The sequence below is a fragment of the Streptomyces sp. NPDC035033 genome (assembly GCF_040636735.1).
Lineage (GTDB): Bacteria > Actinomycetota > Actinomycetes > Streptomycetales > Streptomycetaceae > Streptomyces.
The window spans coordinates 37,659-55,527 of the sequence record NZ_JBEZUZ010000005.1 but is presented as its reverse complement, the minus strand read 5'-3'; the positions used below and the strand labels follow the sequence as shown (position 1 = coordinate 55,527).

Genomic DNA, 17,869 nt, shown 5'->3' with positions numbered 1-17,869 from the left:
GCACCCGATCGGATGGTCCGGTTCCGCCAACCGGGTGGCGCCCGGACAGGGCGTCACGTCAGTGCGTCTTGTATAGCGTCCATGATCTTTTCAGCAGCGACTCGGGCCCCCGCCTACCCGGTCGGCGATACCGGTGCCCCCCTGCCCGTGCACCGTGCCGTCGCCACAGCCGCACTCCGCGAACCGGACCGACCGGCGGTCGTGGAGGAGGGCGGCAGGAGTTGGTCGTACAGCGAAATCTCCTTCTGGGCAGGCGAGTTGGCCGCGTCGCTCCGAGCGGCCGGGGTCGGACCGGGGGCCGCGGTCGCGCTGCGGCTGCCGCGCTCGGCCCGGTTGGTCGTCTCGTTGCTCGCGGTCTTCGAGGCCGGCGCCGCCGCGGTGGTGCTCGATCCGCGTACGCCGACCGAGCGGCTGGCTGCCATCGAGGCGGACGCCGGGTGCGTGGCGGTGCTCGTACCGGCCGGGGAGGCCACCCGCCCCGGCGGTCCGCGGCCCGTCACCGTACCCGCCTCACCCGCGGCGGCCCCGGACGCGACCGGGGCACTCGATCCGGCCGTGCCGGACGGCGAACTCGACCGCGTGGCCTGCGTGTTCTACACCTCGGGGTCCACCGGACGCCCCAAGGGCGTCCAGGTCACCCACCGCAACCTGGGGCGCTTCGCCGCCGACCCGCACTGGGACGGGCCCGGGCACCGGGTGACGGCGCTGGTCTCCGCGCTCGGTTTCGACGCCCTCAGCCATGACCTGTGGCTGCCGCTCACCCGGGGCGGCGCCGTGGTCGTCCCGGCCGAGGACCGGATGGACGCGCACCGGCTGGCCGCCCTCATCACCGCCCACGGCGTCACCGGGATCTTCCTCACCGCCGCCTGGTTCGCCCAGATCGCCGCCGACGACCCCGGTGCCCTGCGCGGGCTGCACACGGTCCTCACCGGTGGCGAGGCCGCCGACCCGACGGCGTTCGCGCAGGTCCGGGCCGCCTGTCCGCAGTTGGTGCTCGGCCATGTCTACGGGCCGACCGAGTGCACCACCTTCACCACCCTGCATCCCCTGCCGCCCGGACAACCGGTTCCGGAGGCACGGGTGCCGATCGGCACCGGGCTGCCCGGGGTCGTCGTGCGCCTCCTCGGTCCCGACCTCGCCGAGGTCCCCGACGGAGAGCGGGGCGAGGTGTACGTGGCCGGGGACCAGGTCGCCCGCGGCTATCTGAACCGGCCCGGTCTGACCGCCGAACGCTTCGTAGCCGACCCGTACGGCCCTGCCGGTGCCCGCATGTACCGCACGGGCGACCTCGCCGTGCGCGGCGCCGACGGCGCCCTGGAGTACGTGGGACGCGACGACGACCAGGTCAAGATCCGCGGCCACCGGGTCGAGCCCGGCGAGGCGCGCGCCGCCCTGGCCGGGCTGCCCGGGGTCACCCAGGCGGTCGTGGTCGCGCGGGACGGCCGGCTGATCGGCTACGCGGTCGCCGAGCGCGGCGCCACGGGGATCACCGGGGAGGACCTCCGCGACCGGCTCACGCGCGTCCTGCCCGAATACCTGGTCCCCTCGGCCGTGCTGCTGATCGACGACATCCCGCTGACCGTGAACGGCAAGGTGGACCGGGCGGCGCTGCCCGCGCCCGCCTCCGTGCGAGCGGGCACCGAGACGGCGCGGACGCCCGCCGAGCGGGCGCTCTGCGCGGCCTTCGCCGAGGTGCTCGGCCTGCCCGGGACGGGCCCCGACGACGACTTCTTCGCCCTCGGCGGCGACAGCATCACCGCGATGCGCCTGGTCAGCCGGGTGCGCCGGGAGAACGTGGCCATCAGCTCGCAGGACGTCTTCCGGCTGCGCACGCCCGCCGCCCTGGCCGCCGCCGCGCAGGCGGCGGCTCCCGCCGCGGACCTGCTCCACCAGTCCGCCACCGGCCGTCTCGGTCTGCCGCCCATCGCCCTGTGGCTGCGCGAACAGGGAGACGGTGTCGCCGAGTTCGTCCAGTCGGTGCTGCTCGAAACACCGGCCGGCCTGGAGCGCGGGGCGCTCGTGGCGGCCCTGCAGGCGGTGCTCGACCGGCACGACGCCCTGCGGACCCGGCTTCCCGACCCGTCCGCCGAGGCCGTGTGGCAGCCCGAGGTACTGCCCCCGGGCGAGGTCGCGGCGGGCTCGCTCCTGGACGTGGTGGACGTGCGGGAACTGCCGGACGCCCCCTCCCCCCGTACCGTCCAGGAGTCGGTGGAGCGCGCCATGCGGTCGCTGGACCTGCCCGCCGGGCGGACCCTTCGGGCCGTCTGGTGGGACGCCGGCCCCGCGCGGCCGGGACGGCTGCTGCTCGCCGCGCACCATCTGGTCGTGGACGGGGTCTCCTGGCAGGTGCTCACCCAGGACCTGGCACGCGCCGCCGAGAACCCGCGCGGTCTCGGCGCCTGGGGGACGGCGACCCCGTACCGCCGCTGGGTGGAAACGCACAACGCCCGGGCCGACAGCACCGAGGTGCTGGCGACCCTGCCGCACTGGCGGGCGGCGAGCGTCCCCTCGACCACGCCGTGGCCCGCGCGGGGGCCGCTCGACCCCGAACGGGACACCATCGCCGCTTCCCGCACCCTGGAGTCCGTACTTCCGCCCGAGGTCGGACGGTCCCTGCTCACCACGGCCCCGGCCCACTTCGGCGCCACGACGCAGGAACTCCTGCTGGCCGCGCTGACGGTGGCCGTCGCCCGCCGCGGTGCTTCGCGGACCCTGGTCCTGGACACCGAGGGGCACGGCCGGGACGTGATGGACGACGGCACGGACTCCGAAGTCGCCGCGACCGTCGGCTGGTTCACCTGCATGTTCCCCGTACGCCTCGAATGCCCCGAGCGGGCCGCGCGCCCGGCGGCGGGCCCCGGCGCCGAGGACACGGCCCTCGCCGAAGCCGTACGTGCGGTCCGGGAGCAGTGGCAGCGGGTGCCGCGTGACCGCGCCTCGTACGGGCTGCTGCGCCACCTGCACCCGCAGGCCGCCGGACTGCTGGCGGCCGCTCCGGGTCGGCCGCTGCTCTTCAACTACCTGGGCCGGTACGCCGTACCGGGGCGCGACCCGTGGCCGTACGCCGCCGAGGCGCCCGTCCTCGGCATCCACCGGGCCGACCGGCAGCCGCTCTCCCACCCGCTGGAGGTCAACGCGGTCGTCGACGAGCGCACCGGGGAACCGCTGCTGACCGCCGTCTGGCGCTGGTCGACCCGGCTGGTGGACGGCGACGACGTGGCAGGGCTGGCCGCGGAATGGTCCGGCGTGCTCGCCGCGCTGGCCCGCGCCGCGGACGCCGGCACGGGCCGGCTGCCGGGGACGGCGGCCGTGCCCGCGCAGCGCACGGAGGAGCGCTGGCCCTGCTCCCCGCTCCAGGAGGGGCTGCTCTACCACGCCCACGAGGGCGGGGGCGCCGCCGATCCCTACCACGTCCAGACCGTCCTCGACCTGGAAGGGCCGGTGGACGCGGCCGCGCTGCGCGTGGCGCTGTCCGCGCTCGCCGACCGGCATCCGGCGCTGCGGGCCGGGTTCCGCTGGGACTGCCGGGGCCGGGCGGTGCAGTCCGTACCGGAGACGGTCGAGGTCCCCCTGAGGGAGGCCGACCTCACCAGGCTGCCCGAGGCCGACCGGGAACGCGCCGCCGCCGAGGAGACCCGCCGCGACCGGGACGAGCCGTTCGACCTGGCCGCTCCGCCACTGCTGCGGGCCGTGCTGCTGCGTCTGGGCGAGGGGCGGTCCCGGCTGCTGCTGAGCTACCACCACATCCTCATGGACGGCTGGTCGATGCAGGTGGCGCTGGCGGATCTGGCCGACGCGTACGGCCAAGCCGCCTCGGGCGCCGTGCCGAGCCTGCCCGCGCGACCGTCGGCACTCGCCTACCTTCACCATGTCGCGGATCAGGACACGGAGTTGGCGGGCAAGCACTGGCGGACGCTGCTCGGTGACGTCACCGAGCCGACGCTGCTGACCGCGCCAGGCGGCGAGGAACGAAGCCGTCCGCACACCGTACTGCTCGAACTGCCGGCCGAGCGCACGGCCGCTCTGCGGGCCAGGGCACGCGAACGGGCGCTGTCGCTCAACACCCTGGTCCTGGGCGCCTGGGCCTTGGTCCTGGCCCAGCTGACCGGTCGCACCGACGTGGTGTTCGGGACGGTGGTCGCCGACCGGCCACCACACCTGCCCGGCGTCGAGTCCATGGTCGGCCTGATGAACAACGCCGTGCCGGTACGGGTCGACACCGCCGCCGCCGGCGACCGGGGCGGTCTGCTGGCGGCCCTCCAGGAGCAGCGGACCGACATGATGCCCTTCCAGCACCTGGGTCTGGCGGAGATCGTCCGGGCCGCCGGGCTTCGCGAACTCTTCGACACCGTCGTGGTGCTGGAGACGTACACCGACGCCTTCGCCACCCGGTGGGGAAGTGACCTGCGCGTGACGGCCAGCCGGGTGGAGAACGGCACGCACTACCCGCTGTGCGTGCTGGTCTCACCCGGCGAGCGGATGAAGATCCGGGTCCAGTACCGGCCGGGGAGCCTCGGCGAGAGCGGAGCCCGGGACATCGGCGAACGCTTCGTCGAAGCCCTGGGCGCGCTGGCCGGGGACCTGTCCGTACCCGCCACGCGGCCGGTCGTACCCGCGGTCGCCGCGGCTCCGCCGCACCGGGCCGAGTCGCTGCCCGCCCCCGTACCGGTACTGGAGCGGTTCGCGGATCACGTGCGCATGGCTCCCGGCCAGCCGGCCGTGGTGGACGGCGGCGGCGCGCTCGACTACCGGGGCCTGGACGCGGCCTCGGACCGGCTGGCCGCCGAGCTCGCCGCCCGGGGCATCGGGGCCGAGGACGTGGTCGCCCTGTGCCTGCGGCGCGGCCGGGACGCGGTGACCGCGATGCTCGCGGTGCTCAAGGCCGGCGCCGCCTACCTGTGGCTGGATCCGCGCCACCCCGCTCCCCGCGTGGCGGCCCTGGCCGCCGAGGGGCGCCCCGCGCTGCTCCTCCTGCAACGGGAGTTCGACGAGGCCCTCGCCCTCGTCGACGCCGCCGTGCCGCGGATGCCGCTGGAGCCCCGCCACGTGTCCCCCGAGCCGCTGCCCGACGGCCGCCGGGTCCGACCGGCGCGGCTGCCCGGTCACCCGGCGTACGTGGTGCACACCTCCGGGACGCAGGGGACGCCGAAGGCCGTGGTGATGCCCGGCGCCGCCATGGACCGGCTGGTGGACTGGCACGAGCGCCGCTTCCCGGCCGAACCCGGGGCGGTGACGGCCCAGTTCACCTCGATGGCGTTCGACGTCGCCACGCAGGAGGTCCTCACCGCGCTGTGCACGGGGCGGACGCTGGCCGTCCCGGACGCGGACACCCGGGCCGACGCCGCCGCGTGGACGGCCTGGCTGCGGGCCCACCGGGTGACGGAGCTGTTCGCCCCCACCCCCGTGCTGGCGGCGCTGTGCGAGTTCGCCGACGGGGACCGGGAGTCGCTGCCGGACCTGCGGCACCTGGTCCAGGCCGGTGAGGCTCTGGTCGTCGGCCCGCAGCTGCGGGCCCTGTGCGAGCGCGGGGGCAAGCGCCTGCACAACCACTACGGACCGGCCGAGACGCACGTGGTGACCGCCGGTGAGGTCACCGGGGAGCCGGCCCGCTGGCCCGCCCGTCCGGGCATCGGCGCCCCGGTGCCCGGATCCCGGGTGATGCTCCTCGACGCGGGGCTTCGGCCGGTGCCCGACGGACTGCCGGGCGAGCTCTACCTGGCGGGCGACCAGGTGGCCCGCGGCTATCTGGGCCGGCCGGGGCTGACCGCCGCGCGGTTCGTCGCCGACCCCTGGGGGCCGCCCGGCTCCCGTATGTACCGCACGGGCGACCTGGCGCGCAGGCTCCCGGACGGCACACTGGAGTTCACCGGCCGCAACGACGACCAGGTCAAGATCCGCGGACACCGGATCGAGCCGGACGAGGTCCGGGCCGCCCTGGCCGCCCTCCCCGGTGTGGTGCAAGCCGCCGTGGTGGCCCGGCCGGACGGACGCGGCGGCAAGGAACTCACCGGATACGCGGTCGGCTCGTCGGAGCACGGCGCGGCTCTGGAAGGGGCAGCGCTGCGGGACGCGCTCGCTCAGGTGCTGCCGGACTTCATGCTGCCCGCCCGGGTGATCGTCCTGGACCGCATGCCGCTGACCGTCAACGGCAAGGTGGACCGCCGGGCGCTGCCCGAGCCCCAGCGGGTTCCGGCCCGGATCCGGGAGCCGCGCACACCCGCCGAGCGGGTGGTGACCGAGGCGTACGCCGACGTCCTGGGCCTGGAGCGGGTCGGCATCGACGACAACTTCTTCGACCTGGGCGGGCATTCGCTGCTCGCCGCCCGCCTGCTCCAGCGCCTCCGGGAACACTTCGGCCCCGCCGTGTCCCTGGACCAGGTGATGCGACGAGCCACCCCGGCCGTCCTGGCCGCCGCCCTCGCCCCGCTCCCCGCACCGTCGGGGGACCCGGACCCGGAAACCGCGCCGACCGGTTCCGGCGTCGCCCCTGAGTCCGTACGCGGCTGACCCACGGCCGGTCCCGCCCCTCGGCCAGGACCGGGCGCAACCTTCGGCGCACGTCAGCGGCTCACCGCCCCGACCGACGACAACACCGTCCGGCGGCGCACCGCGCCGCCGCCATCCAAGGAGACCCATGAACCCCTTCGACGACCACGAAGGCACGTTCCTCGTGCTCACCAACGACGAGGACCAGCACAGCCTCTGGCCCGCCCACCTCACCGTTCCGGACGGCTGGCGCGCAGTACACCCCCGCGCCGACCGGGCCACCTGCCTGGCCTGGATCGAGGCGTCCTGGACCGACCTGCGACCGCGTTCGCTGCGGACCGCCGGGACCGCTCGATGACCGCCCCGCACTCACCCGGGGCGTCGACGCCGCCCGGGGATCAGGACGCCCCCGCCCTGAGCATCGCCGTCGTCGCGGCCCTGCCCCAGACCGCTCCTCCCCTGGTCGAGGCGCTCCGCGCGCTGGGCCACCGCGTCCCGGTCGTGATCGGCCACCGCCGCCCCGCCGACTGGCCCGGCCATGTGCTCGGCGAGCACGATCTGCCGCCGGGGGTGGATCTTGCCGTTCCCTCCCGCACGGAAGCGGTTGCGGGCCTCCTGCACGCCTACGCCGTGGACGTGGCCGTCAGCTACGGCTACCCGAGGAAGCTGCCTGCCGCCGCTGTGTCCGCCCCCCGCCTGGGAACGGTCAACTGCCACCCCTCCGACCTCCCCTCCTACCGGGGCCCGAACCCGGTGGGATGGGCCGTGCGCAACGGCGAAGACAGGATCGGCGTGACCTGGCACCGGATGGACGCGGAGCTGGACACCGGCTCCGTGCTGGCCCGTACGACGATCGCCCTCGACGACCAGGTCTGGTCGTTCACCGGAGTCAACTCACGAGTCCTGGAAGCCGCTTCGGAAATGCTGCCGCAGGTGCTGCGGCGACTGGTACGCGGCGACGAGGGCGAACCGCAGCCGCAGCGCGAGGACACCTGGGCCGGATTCTTCACGGAGGACTACGCCACGGTCGACTGGTCCGCGCAGGCGACGCACATCCACACCCAGGTGCGCGCGTGGAACATCGCCGGCCATCACCCCCGCGTACAGGGCCCGGTAGCGGTGATCGACGGGACGCGCTGGCGGCTGCGCCGCACCACGCTGACGCAGCCGCCCCTCGGCACCGGACGGCGCGTCACGTGCGGCACCGGTGACCTCTGGGTCCTGGCCGCCGACCCGCTGGACTAGCGTCTGCGGCAAGAAGGGCCTTCCCACCCGGCCATGTCTCCTATGGGGGGGCGAGTACCCGACGAACGGCCGACGGGGCCGGCCCGAGCCGCCGCTCAACCGACGAGACGAAGAGAAGGGGCCCCGCCGGCGGGGCCCCTTCAGTACACGCTCAGCGTTCCACGACGCTTGTTCGGACGACCGCCGAGGACGCTGCCGTGGGCACGGGCCCGAGGCGTGGGACTTTCACCGACGGCTCCGGCCGGGACGGGCCGTCCAGAGCGCGCACCAAACGCTCACGTTCCTCGTCCTCGCCCGACGTCACCGATCACCCGCCAGGTCGAGATCACGCCCGGACGCATCGACAGGAGTCGGCGCCTGCTTCGGCCGGCGCCACGGACGGGCGATCGGCTGGGACACCCCCCGCCACCAGGCATCCGCGGGCAGCTTCCCCGCCGGCTCGAACGGCTCACCGGGACGCGGGAACGCCACCGCCTGCCCGGCCTCCTCCGCCGCGTCCTTCGTCCACTCCCCCGGCTCCGCCCACGGATGCGGCGCCAGGTTGAAGGTGCCCCAGTGGATCGGCAGCATCACACCGACCGGAGCACCTCCCTGCAGGTCGAGATGGGCCTGGACCCCCTGCGCGGGCGTCATGTGAATGTCCGGCCACGCCCCCGGCAGCGGCGCATGGTCCGTGTGGTTCTTGGGCCAGAACTCCGAGTAGGCGCCGATCTGGATCATGGTGGCGTCGAAGGGGCCGTGGGCGGCGCCGATCTCCTGGAAGCCCCGGAAGTAGCCGGTGTCGCCGCTGTGGAAGATCCGGTGGCGGGGGCCGCGGACCGACCAGGAGGCCCAGAGGGTGTGCTGCCGGTTGCGGAGGGCGCGGCCGCAGAAGTGGCGGGCCGGGGTGGCGGTGAGGGTGAGGTCGCCGATCCCGGTGGACTCGTGCCAGTCCAGTTCCCGCAGGCGGGAGGCGGGGACGCCCCAGTGCTCCAGGTGGGCGCCGACGCCGAGCGGGACGGCGAAGAGGGTGTCGGTGGAGGCCAGCGCCTTGATCGTCGGCAGGTCGAGGTGGTCGTAGTGGTCGTGGGAGATCACGACGACGTCGACCGGGCCGAGCGCGGCGAGCGGCGCGGGCGCCGGGTGGAGCCGCTTGGGCCCGGCGAAGGAGAAGGGCGAGCAGCGCTCTCCCCAGACCGGGTCGAAGAGGATCCGTACGCCGTCGGTCTCGGCGAGCACGCTGGAGTGGCCGAGCCAGGTGATCCGCAGGCCGGTGGCGGCGGGGCGGGCCAGGTCGGCGACGGTCGTCGGGTGGACGGGGATCACGCCGGCGGGGGCCCGGCGGGCCCGGCCCTCCTTCTCGAAGTAGGTCCGCGCGAGCTCGACGGCGGAGCCGGAGGGGCCGCGGCGGGCCTGTTCGGGGTTCTGGAAGACGCCGTCGGCGAAGTGCGGCGAGCGACGGATGCGGGCCAGCCGCTCCCCCGTGGGCTCGGCGCCGAAGGACTCGGGCCGCAGGGCGCGCAGCCGGGCCCGCAGCGGACGGTCGGAGCCGGTACCGGTCACAGGACCTCCTGATCTCTGGGGGTCGTTCCATTATGGGCGGCCGGACGGGGGACCGGGCGGTGGCCGAGGCCGGGCTCGGCTCCTCGGTGCAGGCCGTCCTCCCGCTCCTCCGGGACGAGGCGGCGGCCCGGAAGCGGCTCGCGGACGCCTTCGCCGCCGAGGTCGACGGCATCGGTCTGGACGCGCTGGTCGGCGGGCGCGGGGTGGCCGAGTCGGTGCTCATGGCGCTGGACCGGGCGGGGCGGCCGTGCCCGGGCACCCGGGTCTCCGTGCAGGGTTTCGGCACCATGGGCGCGGCCACCGCCCGCTTCCTCGCCCGGGCCGGGCTGACGGTGGTGGCGGCGGCGGACGTGCGCGGCACGGTCGTCAACCCGGGCGGGCTCGACGTGGAGGCGCTGATCGCCGCCCGGGACGGGCACGGCACCCTGGACCGGGAGGCGCCCGGGGACGCCTGGCTCGCCGCGGAAGCGGAAGCGGAAGCGGAGGCGGAGGTGCTGGTGCCCGGCCGCCGCCCCGTACGCGATCGGCGCGGCGGAGCAGGGACGGATCCGGGCCCGCCGGATCGCCGAGGCGGCCCTCGCCGCGCGCGGGCTGACGGTGCTGCCGGACGTGGTGGTCGGCTCCTGCGCCGACATTTGGTGGTGGGCGCTCTTCGGCGACGTCGGGGCCGACGCCGCGGCGGCCTTCGCCCGGGTGCGGAGCGCGATGCGGAACCTAGCCGGCACGGTGCCCGACCGGGCCGGGGCCGACGGGGCGCTCCCGCGCGCGGCGGCGCACGCCCTGGTGGCGGAGCGGCTGCCGGTGATCGCCGAGCGGTACGGCTGGTACGGACGGGCCGGTCCCGCGGCCCCTCGGCGTCGCCCTCGGCGCCGTTCCGCGCTGTGTAGGCTGCACGGCGTGGCGAGAGTGCGGTTGAGCGTGGCCGAGCGGCGCGAGCAGCTGCTGCGGGCCGCCGTCGAGCAGATCGAGGCCCGGGGCGTCGCCGCCGTCCGGATCGCCGACGTGGCCGCCTCCCTCGGCGTCAGCAACGCGCTGGTGCTCTACCACTTCTCCACCAGGGAGCAGCTGGTCGCGGCGGCCTTCGCGCACGCGGCGGAGGGCGATCTCGCGCGGCTGCGGCGGATCCTCGGGCGCCGCTCGACGGCGGTGCGGCGGCTGCGCGCCGCCGTCCGCTGGTACGCCCCGACCGGACAGGCCAAGGGCTGGCGGCTGTGGATCGAGGCGTGGGCGGCCGGGCTGCGCGACCCGGAGCTCCGCCGGGTCGCCGCCTCGCTGGACCGGGAGTGGAAGGCGGCGCTGACCGCCGTGATCGAGGAGGGCGTCGCGGCCGGCGAGTTCCCCTGCCCCGACCCGGCCGGCGCCGCCTGGCGGCTCACCGCCTGTCTGGACGGCCTCGCCGTCCAGACGACGGTCTACGCCGGCGGCGCCTCCCGCGCGACGACGCGCCGGTGGGCGGACGCGGTCCTCGACCGCGAGCTGGGGCTCCCGCCGGACGGGGCCTGAACCCGGCCCGCGGCCGGAGCGGTTCGCGGTCGGCGCGCGGTCGCGGTCGGAGCGGTTCGCGGTCGGCGCGCGGTCAGAGCAGTTCGTAGACGGCCGAGACGGTGACCTGCTCCTCGATCTCGCCGGGGGCGAGCGGCACGCTCGGCTCGTCGGCCGGCATGGACGGCAGCGCTCCCTGGCCGGGCCGCAGCGAGTCGCCCTCGCTGAGCGAGACCAGCCGGCCCAGGCGGTGACCGCTCAGCCGGGCGTGCTGGGATGCCTTCTCGTACGCGTCCCGGTAGGCGGCCTCGCGGGCCTTGGCGCGCAGCTCCTTCGGGTCGGCCACGTCGAAGACGACGCCGTTGACCCGGCCGGTGTCGCCGACGGCGCCGTTGACGGCCCCGACGACCTGGCCGGCCCGGTCGATGTCCCGGACCTTCACGGAGAAGGTCTGGCCCGCCTGATAGCCGGTCACCTTGGACTCGCCGCCGGTCGACGGGGCGTAGACGGGGGTGAGGGTGAGGCTGTTGGTGCGGATGTCCCGGTCCTCGACGCCCTCCTTGCGGAGGGCCGCGAGCAGCGTTCCGGCGGCGGTGGCCTGCGCCGCCATCGCCTCCTTCGCCGTCGCCCGGGTGACCTCCACGCCCACCGAGACGATCGCCAGGTCGGGGGCGGCGGTGGCGCTGCCGCTGCCCGTGACGGTGACCGTCACGGGCGCCTCCGCCCGGGCGGCGGCGCGCGGGGCGGAGCGGTCGGGCGCGGCGGCCAGCGCGGGGGCGGCGGTGCCCGCGAGGAGCCCGCCGAGGACGGCGGTGGCGGCGAGCAGCCGGGCGGCGGTCAGGCCGCGGCGGCGGGGGGCGGGCTCGGGGCGGTGCGGCACGGGCGGTCCCTTCGACGGTGGGGTGCCGGTGGCTCCGGCGGGCACATCCCAGCACCCGGGGCCGCCGCCGCCCGGGCGCCACTCCTGGCCGGGGCCGCCCTTCACCTCTCCGAAGTACCGGCGGACGGGCCGTTCAGGTCTGCGCGAGGGGCCCGCTCCCGGCCCTGCGGCGGCGGCTGTCGGTGGCACTTGGTAGAACTCTTGCCGTCAGTCCGTACAGCCGTCCGCCCGTACCGCCGTCGGTCCGTACCGCCGTACCGCCGTCCGTCGTCTGGAGCACCGTCATGACCATTGGGGCCCACCTGGAGGAGTTCCACGGCCTCCCCGTCTTCGACTTCGCGGCCGCCGGGCCGGGCGACGCCCTCCCCGACGCGGCGGCCGTGGCGTGGCGGGTCTCCGGCCCGACGTACCGCGACGCCGAGGACCCGGAGTGGGACGGCCTCTTCGGCCACTTCCTGAAGACCGTCGACACCCACCGGGTCCGCGCGATCGTCGTGGGCGGCTGGGAGGACGCGTACGACACCTCCTCGGCCGCGATCGTCACCGCCCTCGTCGGCGCGAACGACCGCCTGACCGGCCTGGAGGCGGTCTTCCTCGGCGACATGACCGTCGAGGACTGCGAGATCTCGTGGATCGTCCAGTCCGACGTGACGCCGCTGCTCGCCGCCTACCCGGCGCTGCGGGAGCTCGGGGTGCGCGGCGGCACCGGGCTCGCCTTCCCGTCGGTGCGCCACGCCGGTCTGGAGACCCTGGTCGTGGAGACCGGCGGGCTCGGCGCCGAGGTGGTGCGCGGCATCGCCGGCAGCGACCTGCCGGCGCTGGAGAGCCTCGAACTGTGGCTCGGCACCGACGACTACGGGGGCGACTCCTCGCCCGAGGACCTGGCGCCGCTGCTCTCCGGCGAGTCCTTCCCCGCGCTGCGCAGCCTGGGGCTGTGCAACAGCGTGATCCAGGACCGGGTGGCCGCCGCCGTGGCGGACGCCCCGGTCGTCGACCGCCTCGACCGGCTCCACCTCGGCATGGGCGTGCTCACGGACGAGGGCGCGGCCGCGCTGCTCGCCGGCCGGCCGCTCACCCGTCTGCGGGAGCTGGACCTGACGCACCACTACCTCTCCGCGGCGATGCGGGAGCGGCTGACGGCCGCGCTCGCCCCGCACGGCGTGCGGGTCGTCCTGGACGACCCGCAGGAGCCCGAGGACGGCGGCGACGGGGACGTCTGGCGCTACGTCGCCGTCGCCGAATGACCGGCGGCCCGCGCCTCGTCGTCGTCGGCGACCCGGCGGGGCGGCGCGTCGCGTTCTTCCAGGACGCGCTGCGCGCCGCCGGGCTGCCCGGGGCGCGGGTCGTCAGCTGGCTCGACGTGCTGGCCGGCCGGGCCCGCCTCGCGGCGGGCGAGACCGTCCGCGTCGACTCGCCCGGGGAGGCGCCCGAGGTGGACCGGCTGCTGCGCGACGCCGACGACCCGGCCCGGGTGGAGGGCGGCCGGCTCTGGTACGAGCGGTTCACCGCCGCCGTCGCCGGGCTCGCGGCCGAGGCCGGGCGGGCCGGCGCGGTGCTGGTGGACGATCCGGCGGAGACGGCGGTCCTCTTCGACAAGCGGCTCACCCACGGCCGGCTCGCCGCCGCCGGGGTGCCCGTGCCGGCCTCGCCGACCTCGGGTCCCGGCGGGGCGCCGGTGCGGGGCTGGGACGACCTGGTGGCGCTGATGGCCGGGGCCGGGCTGCGCCGGGTCTTCGTGAAGCCGGCCCACGGCTCCTCCGCCTCCGGGGTGCTGGCCGTGGAGACGGCCGGCGGGGGCCGGGTGCAGGCCACCACCTCGGTCGAGGCGGACGGGGCCGGACGGCTCTTCAACTCGCTGCGGGTGCGGCGCTACACGGGCGCGCGGGAGGTCGGCGCCCTGGTCGACGCGCTCGCCCCGGACGGGCTGCACGTGGAGCGCTGGCTGCCGAAGGCGGCGCAGGGCGGCCGGGCGGCCGACCTGCGGGTGGTGGTGACCGGCGGGCGCGCCACCCACGCCGTGGTCCGCACCAGCCGCTCGCCGATGACCAATCTGCACCTGGGCGGCGCCCGGGGCGACCTGGCCGCCGCGCGGGCGGCGATCACCGCCGCCGGGAGCCGCTGGGAGGACGCCCTCGCCGTGTGCGAGCGGGCGGCGGCCGCCTTCCCGGGCACCCGCTGCGTCGGCGTGGACCTGCTGCCGGGGGCCGGCTGGCGGCGCTTCGCGGTCGGCGAGGTCAACGCCTTCGGGGACCTCCTGCCCGGTCTCACCGGCCTCCCCGGCAGCGGCGCGGAGGGCCTGGACACGTACGGTGCCCAGGTCGCCGACCTGCTGCGCGCCTTCGGAACACCGACATCCGGCACCACAGGAACGAGCACCACCCCGTGAACCAGCCCGACATGAACGAGATCGTCGGCAGCCACGACCTGCTCCTGGTCACCCTCGACACCCTCCGGTACGACGTGGCCGCCGAGCTGGCCGCGGCCGGCCGCATCCCGAACCTGGCCCGGCACCTGCCGGGCGGGCGGTGGGAGCGGCGGCACGCCCCCGGCAGCTTCACCTACGCCTCCCACCAGGCGATCTTCGCCGGTTTCCTGCCGACCCCGGCCGCGCCGGGGCCGCATCCCCGGCTCTTCGCGGCCCGGTTCGCGGGCAGCGAGACCACCGCGGACGGCACCTTCGTGTACGACTCCCCCGACCTCGTGTCCGCGCTCGCCGCCGAGGGCTACCGCACGGTGTGCGTGGGCGGCGTCGGGTTCTTCGACAAGCGGCCGCCGCTCGGCTCGGTGCTGCCCGGTCTGTTCCAGGAGAGCCACTGGGAGCCGTCGTTCGGGGTGGCGTCGCCGACCTCCTTCGAGGCGCAGGTGGCCAGGGCGGAGGAGGTGGTCGCCGCACTCCCCCGGGACCGCCGGCTCTTCCTCTTCGTGAACGTGTCGGCGCTGCACCAGCCGAACTGGTTCCACCTGCCGGGCGCGACCCGCGAGGCAGGCGACTCGCGGGCCACCCACGCGGCGGCCCTGGAGTACGTGGACCGGCACATCGGGCGCCTGTTCGCGGCGATGAGCAGCCGTCGCCGCTGCTTCGCGATCGTCTGCTCGGACCACGGCACGGCCTACGGGGACGACGGGTACACCGGGCACCGGCTCGGCCACGAGGTGGTGTGGACGGTGCCGTACGCGCAGTTCGCGCTGGACGGCCCCGGGGAAGGAGCCGCCGCGTGACCGGCACCCCGCACCCGCGCCCGTACCGCTCGTACGTGTACGCCTACCCGCACAAGACGGCGTACCGGCCGCTGCCCGAGCGGCCGGAGCTGGCCGCGCTCTGGGCGGACGAGCCGAAGGACGCCCTCGCGCTCTACGCGCACGTGCCGTTCTGTGAGGTCCGCTGCGGCTTCTGCAACCTCTTCACCCGGATCGGCGCCCCCGGCGAGCTGACGACCCGTTACCTGGACGCGCTCGACCGGCAGGCCGTCGCCGTCCGGGAGGCGCTGGGCGGCGGGCCGGTGCGGTTCGCGGCGGCGGCGTTCGGCGGCGGCACGCCGACCTTCCTGACCGCCGCCGAGCTGGAGCGCCTCTGCGACATCGCCGAGGACCGGATGGGGGCGGACCTGCGGGCGGTGCCGCTCTCCGTGGAGACCTCCCCGGCCACCGCCACCGCCGACCGGCTCGCGGTCCTCGCCGGCCGGGGCGCGACCCGGCTGAGCATCGGGGTGCAGAGCTTCGTGGACGCCGAGGCGCGGGCGGCGGTCCGGCCGCAGCGGCGCGCGGACGTGGAGGCGGCGCTCGGCCGGATCCGGGACGCCGGCGTGCCGGTGCTCAACGTCGACCTCATCTACGGCATCGACGGGCAGACCGCGGAGTCCTGGCGGTACTCGCTGGACGCGGCGCTCGCCTGGCGGCCCGAGGAGCTGTACCTGTACCCGCTGTACGTGCGGCCGCTGACCGGGCTCGGCCGCTCGGCCCCGGCCGAGTCGGACCGGGAGTGGGACGAGCGGCGGCTGCGGCTCTACCGGCAGGGCCGGGACCATCTCCTGGCGCACGGCTACGAGCAGGTGTCGATGCGGATGTTCCGGCGGTCCGGCGCGGTCCCGGCGGGCCCGGACGACCACGCCTGCCAGACGGACGGCATGATCGGCCTGGGCTGCGGCGCCCGCTCGTACACCTCGGCGCTGCACTACTCCTTCGACTACGCGGTGGACATGCGGGAGATCCGCTCGATCATCGACGCCTACACCGGGACGGCGGACTTCTCCCGGGCCGAGGTGGGCCGGTGGGTGGACGGCGCGGAGGCGCGCCGCCGCCACCTCCTCCAGTCGCTGCTCCAGGCGGCGGGGATGGAGACGGCCGGGTACGAGGAGCGGTTCGGCTCGACGGTCCAGGAGGACTTCGGCGCGGAGCTGGAGCGGTTCGCGGCGTACGGCTGGCTGGACGGGTCGGCGCCGGAGGGGCTGCTCAGGCTGTCGCCGGAGGGGCTCGCGCACTCGGACGGGCTCGGCCCGGAGCTGTTCTCCCCCGCCGTACGGGCCGCGATGGCCGCGTACGAGCCGAAGTAGGGGGCGGTCGTGGAGCTGACGCTGCTGTACCGGGGGCCGCTGGCCTCCTGCGACTATGCCTGCCCGTACTGTCCCTTCGCCAAGCGGCGCGACGGCCCGGAGGCGCTGCGGGCGGACCGGGCCGCGCTCGAACGGTTCGCCGGCTGGGCGGCGGGGCAGACCGGGGACCGGCTGCGGATCCTCTTCACCCCGTGGGGCGAGGGGCTGGTCCGCTCCTGGTACCGGCGGGCGATGGTGGAGCTGTCCCGGCTGCCGCACGTGGAGCGGGTGGCGATCCAGACCAATCTGAGCTGCCGGACCTCGTGGCTCGACGGGGCCGACCTGGACGCGCTGGCGCTGTGGTGCACGTACCACCCGGGCCAGACGCCGTACGACCGCTTCCTCGGCAAGGCCCGTGACCTGGCCGCCCGGGGCGTCCGGTTCAGCGTGGGGATCGTGGGGCTGCCCGAGCACCACGGGGAGGCGGTGCGGCTGCGGGACGCGCTGCCGGACCACGTCTACCTGTGGGTGAACGCGGCGGAGGGGCACGTGTACTCCGACGCGGAGGCGGCGGCCTGGACGGCGGTCGACCCGCTCTTCCCGTACAGCCGGCACCCGCACCGCTCGGCGGGGCTGCCGTGCCGGACCGGCGCGTCGGTGGTGTCGGTGGACGGCGGGGGGACGGTGCGGCGCTGCCACTTCGTCCGGGCCGAGCTGGGGAACCTGTACGACGGCTCGTACCGTGCCGCGCTGCGGCCGCGCGCCTGCCCGCTCGCCGTCTGCGACTGCCACATCGGCTACGTCCACCTGGAGACGCTGCCGCTGTACGACGTCTTCGCCGGCGGGGTCCTGGAGCGGATCCCCGCCGGCCGCCCCTGGGCTACAGGGGCATGAGGTCGGGGCGCTTGGCCTCGACGTGGTCGCCGGAGCTCTCGCCGCGCAGCCGGCGCCCGATCCACGGCACCAGGTACTCGCGCGCCCAGTGGATGTCGTCGCGGCGGACCTCCAGGGGGCCGCGGGCGGGCAGCGGCGGCCAGGCCTGGTCGGGGTCGGCGGGGACCGGCAGGCCGAGGACCTGGGCGGCGCGCAGCGCGACCCGGGTGTGGCCCTCGGGCGAGAGGTGCAGCCGGTCGTCGTCCCAGGCGCGGCGGTCCTGGACCGACTTCAGCGACCACAGGTCGAGGACCGGGCAGTCGTAGCGGTCGGCGATGGCGCGGACGTGCGCGGTGTACGTGGCGATCTTGCCGCGCAGGTGCTTGAGGACGGGCACGTCGCGGGTGTCGAAGCCGGTGGTCACCATGACGGTGCCGACGGAGGAGGTGAGGTCCTTCACGGCCCGCTCGAAGCGCTCGGCGACGTCGTCGGGGTCGGTGCCGGGGCGGATGATGTCGTTGCCGCCGGCGCAGAAGGTGACCAGGTCGGGGGCGAGTTCCTTCGCCCGGGGCACCTGCTCGGTCACGATCTGGTCGAGGAGGCGGCCGCGGACCGCCAGGTTGGCGTAGCGGAAGTCCTCGGGTTCCGGCAGCTGGTCGGCGAGGAGCACCGCGAAGCGGTCCGCCCAGCCGACGTAGGTGCCGTCGGGTCCGGGGTCTCCGACGCCTTCGGTGAAGCTGTCACCGATCGCCGCGTACGACCCGAATGACCCGAACGCGTTCTTGTCTGTTGCTCTCGAATCGTCTGCCACGAAGGCACATCCTTCCGTTTC

12 protein-coding genes and 1 pseudogene are annotated in these 17,869 nt (G+C 75.9%); 10 read left to right on the top strand and 3 right to left on the bottom strand.

Going from position 1 to position 17,869, the window contains the following annotated elements; genetic code table 11:
* Nucleotides 1-12: 12 nt before the first annotated feature.
* The 3 genes from AB0E83_RS04210 to AB0E83_RS04200 all read left to right on the top strand — a co-directional run bounded on the left by AB0E83_RS04210 (nt 13) and on the right by AB0E83_RS04200 (nt 7,731).
* Complete coding sequence (locus AB0E83_RS04210; RefSeq protein ID WP_362105572.1) at nt 13-6,507, top strand: amino acid adenylation domain-containing protein; 6,495 nt, start codon at nt 13-15, stop codon at nt 6,505-6,507.
* Between the two features lie 127 nt (nt 6,508-6,634).
* Nucleotides 6,635-6,844 carry an MbtH family protein gene (locus AB0E83_RS04205; RefSeq protein WP_362105569.1) on the top strand — a complete coding sequence of 70 codons (210 nt, stop codon included), beginning with the start codon at nt 6,635-6,637 and terminating at the stop codon, nt 6,842-6,844.
* Nucleotides 6,841-7,731, top strand: a complete 891-nt coding sequence (locus AB0E83_RS04200) for a formyltransferase family protein (protein WP_362105566.1) — start codon at nt 6,841-6,843, stop codon at nt 7,729-7,731. Before AB0E83_RS04205 ends, AB0E83_RS04200 begins: the two co-directional genes overlap by 4 nt.
* 300 nt (nt 7,732-8,031) lie before the next feature.
* Here the strand turns inward: AB0E83_RS04200 and AB0E83_RS04195 are convergent, their stop codons facing one another.
* Entirely contained in the window at nt 8,032-9,273 is a 1,242-nt protein-coding gene (locus AB0E83_RS04195) for an MBL fold metallo-hydrolase (protein ID WP_362105563.1), read from the bottom strand.
* A 50-nt stretch (nt 9,274-9,323) separates the two neighbouring features.
* Here AB0E83_RS04195 and AB0E83_RS04190 point away from each other — a divergent pair.
* A pseudogene (locus AB0E83_RS04190) lies at nt 9,324-10,101 on the top strand (glutamate dehydrogenase); the annotation flags it as partial.
* Between the two features lie 69 nt (nt 10,102-10,170).
* Entirely contained in the window at nt 10,171-10,776 is a 606-nt protein-coding gene (locus AB0E83_RS04185; protein ID WP_362105695.1) for a TetR/AcrR family transcriptional regulator, read from the top strand.
* Nucleotides 10,777-10,849: 73 nt separating this feature from the next.
* Here AB0E83_RS04185 and AB0E83_RS04180 read toward each other — a convergent pair whose 3' ends face one another.
* Complete coding sequence (locus AB0E83_RS04180; protein ID WP_362105560.1) at nt 10,850-11,635, bottom strand: SIMPL domain-containing protein; 786 nt, start codon at nt 11,633-11,635, stop codon at nt 10,850-10,852.
* A 284-nt stretch (nt 11,636-11,919) separates the two neighbouring features.
* On the opposite strand from AB0E83_RS04180, the gene AB0E83_RS04175 reads away from it, so the two are divergent.
* Genes AB0E83_RS04175 through AB0E83_RS04155 form a run of 5 tightly spaced genes read left to right on the top strand, consistent with a single transcriptional unit; the run spans nt 11,920 to nt 17,058 of the window.
* Complete coding sequence (locus tag AB0E83_RS04175) at nt 11,920-12,879, top strand: STM4015 family protein (RefSeq protein ID WP_362105557.1); 960 nt, start codon at nt 11,920-11,922, stop codon at nt 12,877-12,879.
* The gene (locus AB0E83_RS04170; protein WP_362105554.1) at nt 12,876-14,021 is read left to right on the top strand and encodes an STM4014 family protein; all 1,146 of its coding nucleotides are present in this window, start codon (nt 12,876-12,878) and stop codon (nt 14,019-14,021) included. The genes AB0E83_RS04175 and AB0E83_RS04170 overlap by 4 nt, the downstream gene beginning before the upstream one ends.
* Before the next feature lie 11 nt (nt 14,022-14,032).
* Complete coding sequence (locus tag AB0E83_RS04165; protein ID WP_362105692.1) at nt 14,033-14,854, top strand: STM4013/SEN3800 family hydrolase; 822 nt, start codon at nt 14,033-14,035, stop codon at nt 14,852-14,854.
* Nucleotides 14,851-16,185: an STM4012 family radical SAM protein gene (locus AB0E83_RS04160; RefSeq protein ID WP_362105551.1), complete on the top strand. Its 1,335-nt coding sequence runs from the start codon at nt 14,851-14,853 to the stop codon at nt 16,183-16,185. The genes AB0E83_RS04165 and AB0E83_RS04160 overlap by 4 nt, the downstream gene beginning before the upstream one ends.
* Nucleotides 16,186-16,194: 9 nt before the next feature.
* Nucleotides 16,195-17,058 (top strand): STM4011 family radical SAM protein, encoded by an 864-nt coding sequence (locus AB0E83_RS04155; RefSeq protein ID WP_362105548.1) that lies wholly within the window; start codon nt 16,195-16,197, stop codon nt 17,056-17,058.
* On the opposite strand, the gene AB0E83_RS04150 is transcribed toward AB0E83_RS04155, so the two are convergent.
* Nucleotides 17,045-17,848, bottom strand: coding sequence for an SGNH/GDSL hydrolase family protein (locus AB0E83_RS04150; protein WP_362105545.1), 804 nt, complete (start codon nt 17,846-17,848; stop codon nt 17,045-17,047). The two genes, AB0E83_RS04155 and AB0E83_RS04150, sit on opposite strands and share 14 nt — an antisense overlap.
* Between the last annotated feature and the right edge of the window lie 21 nt (nt 17,849-17,869).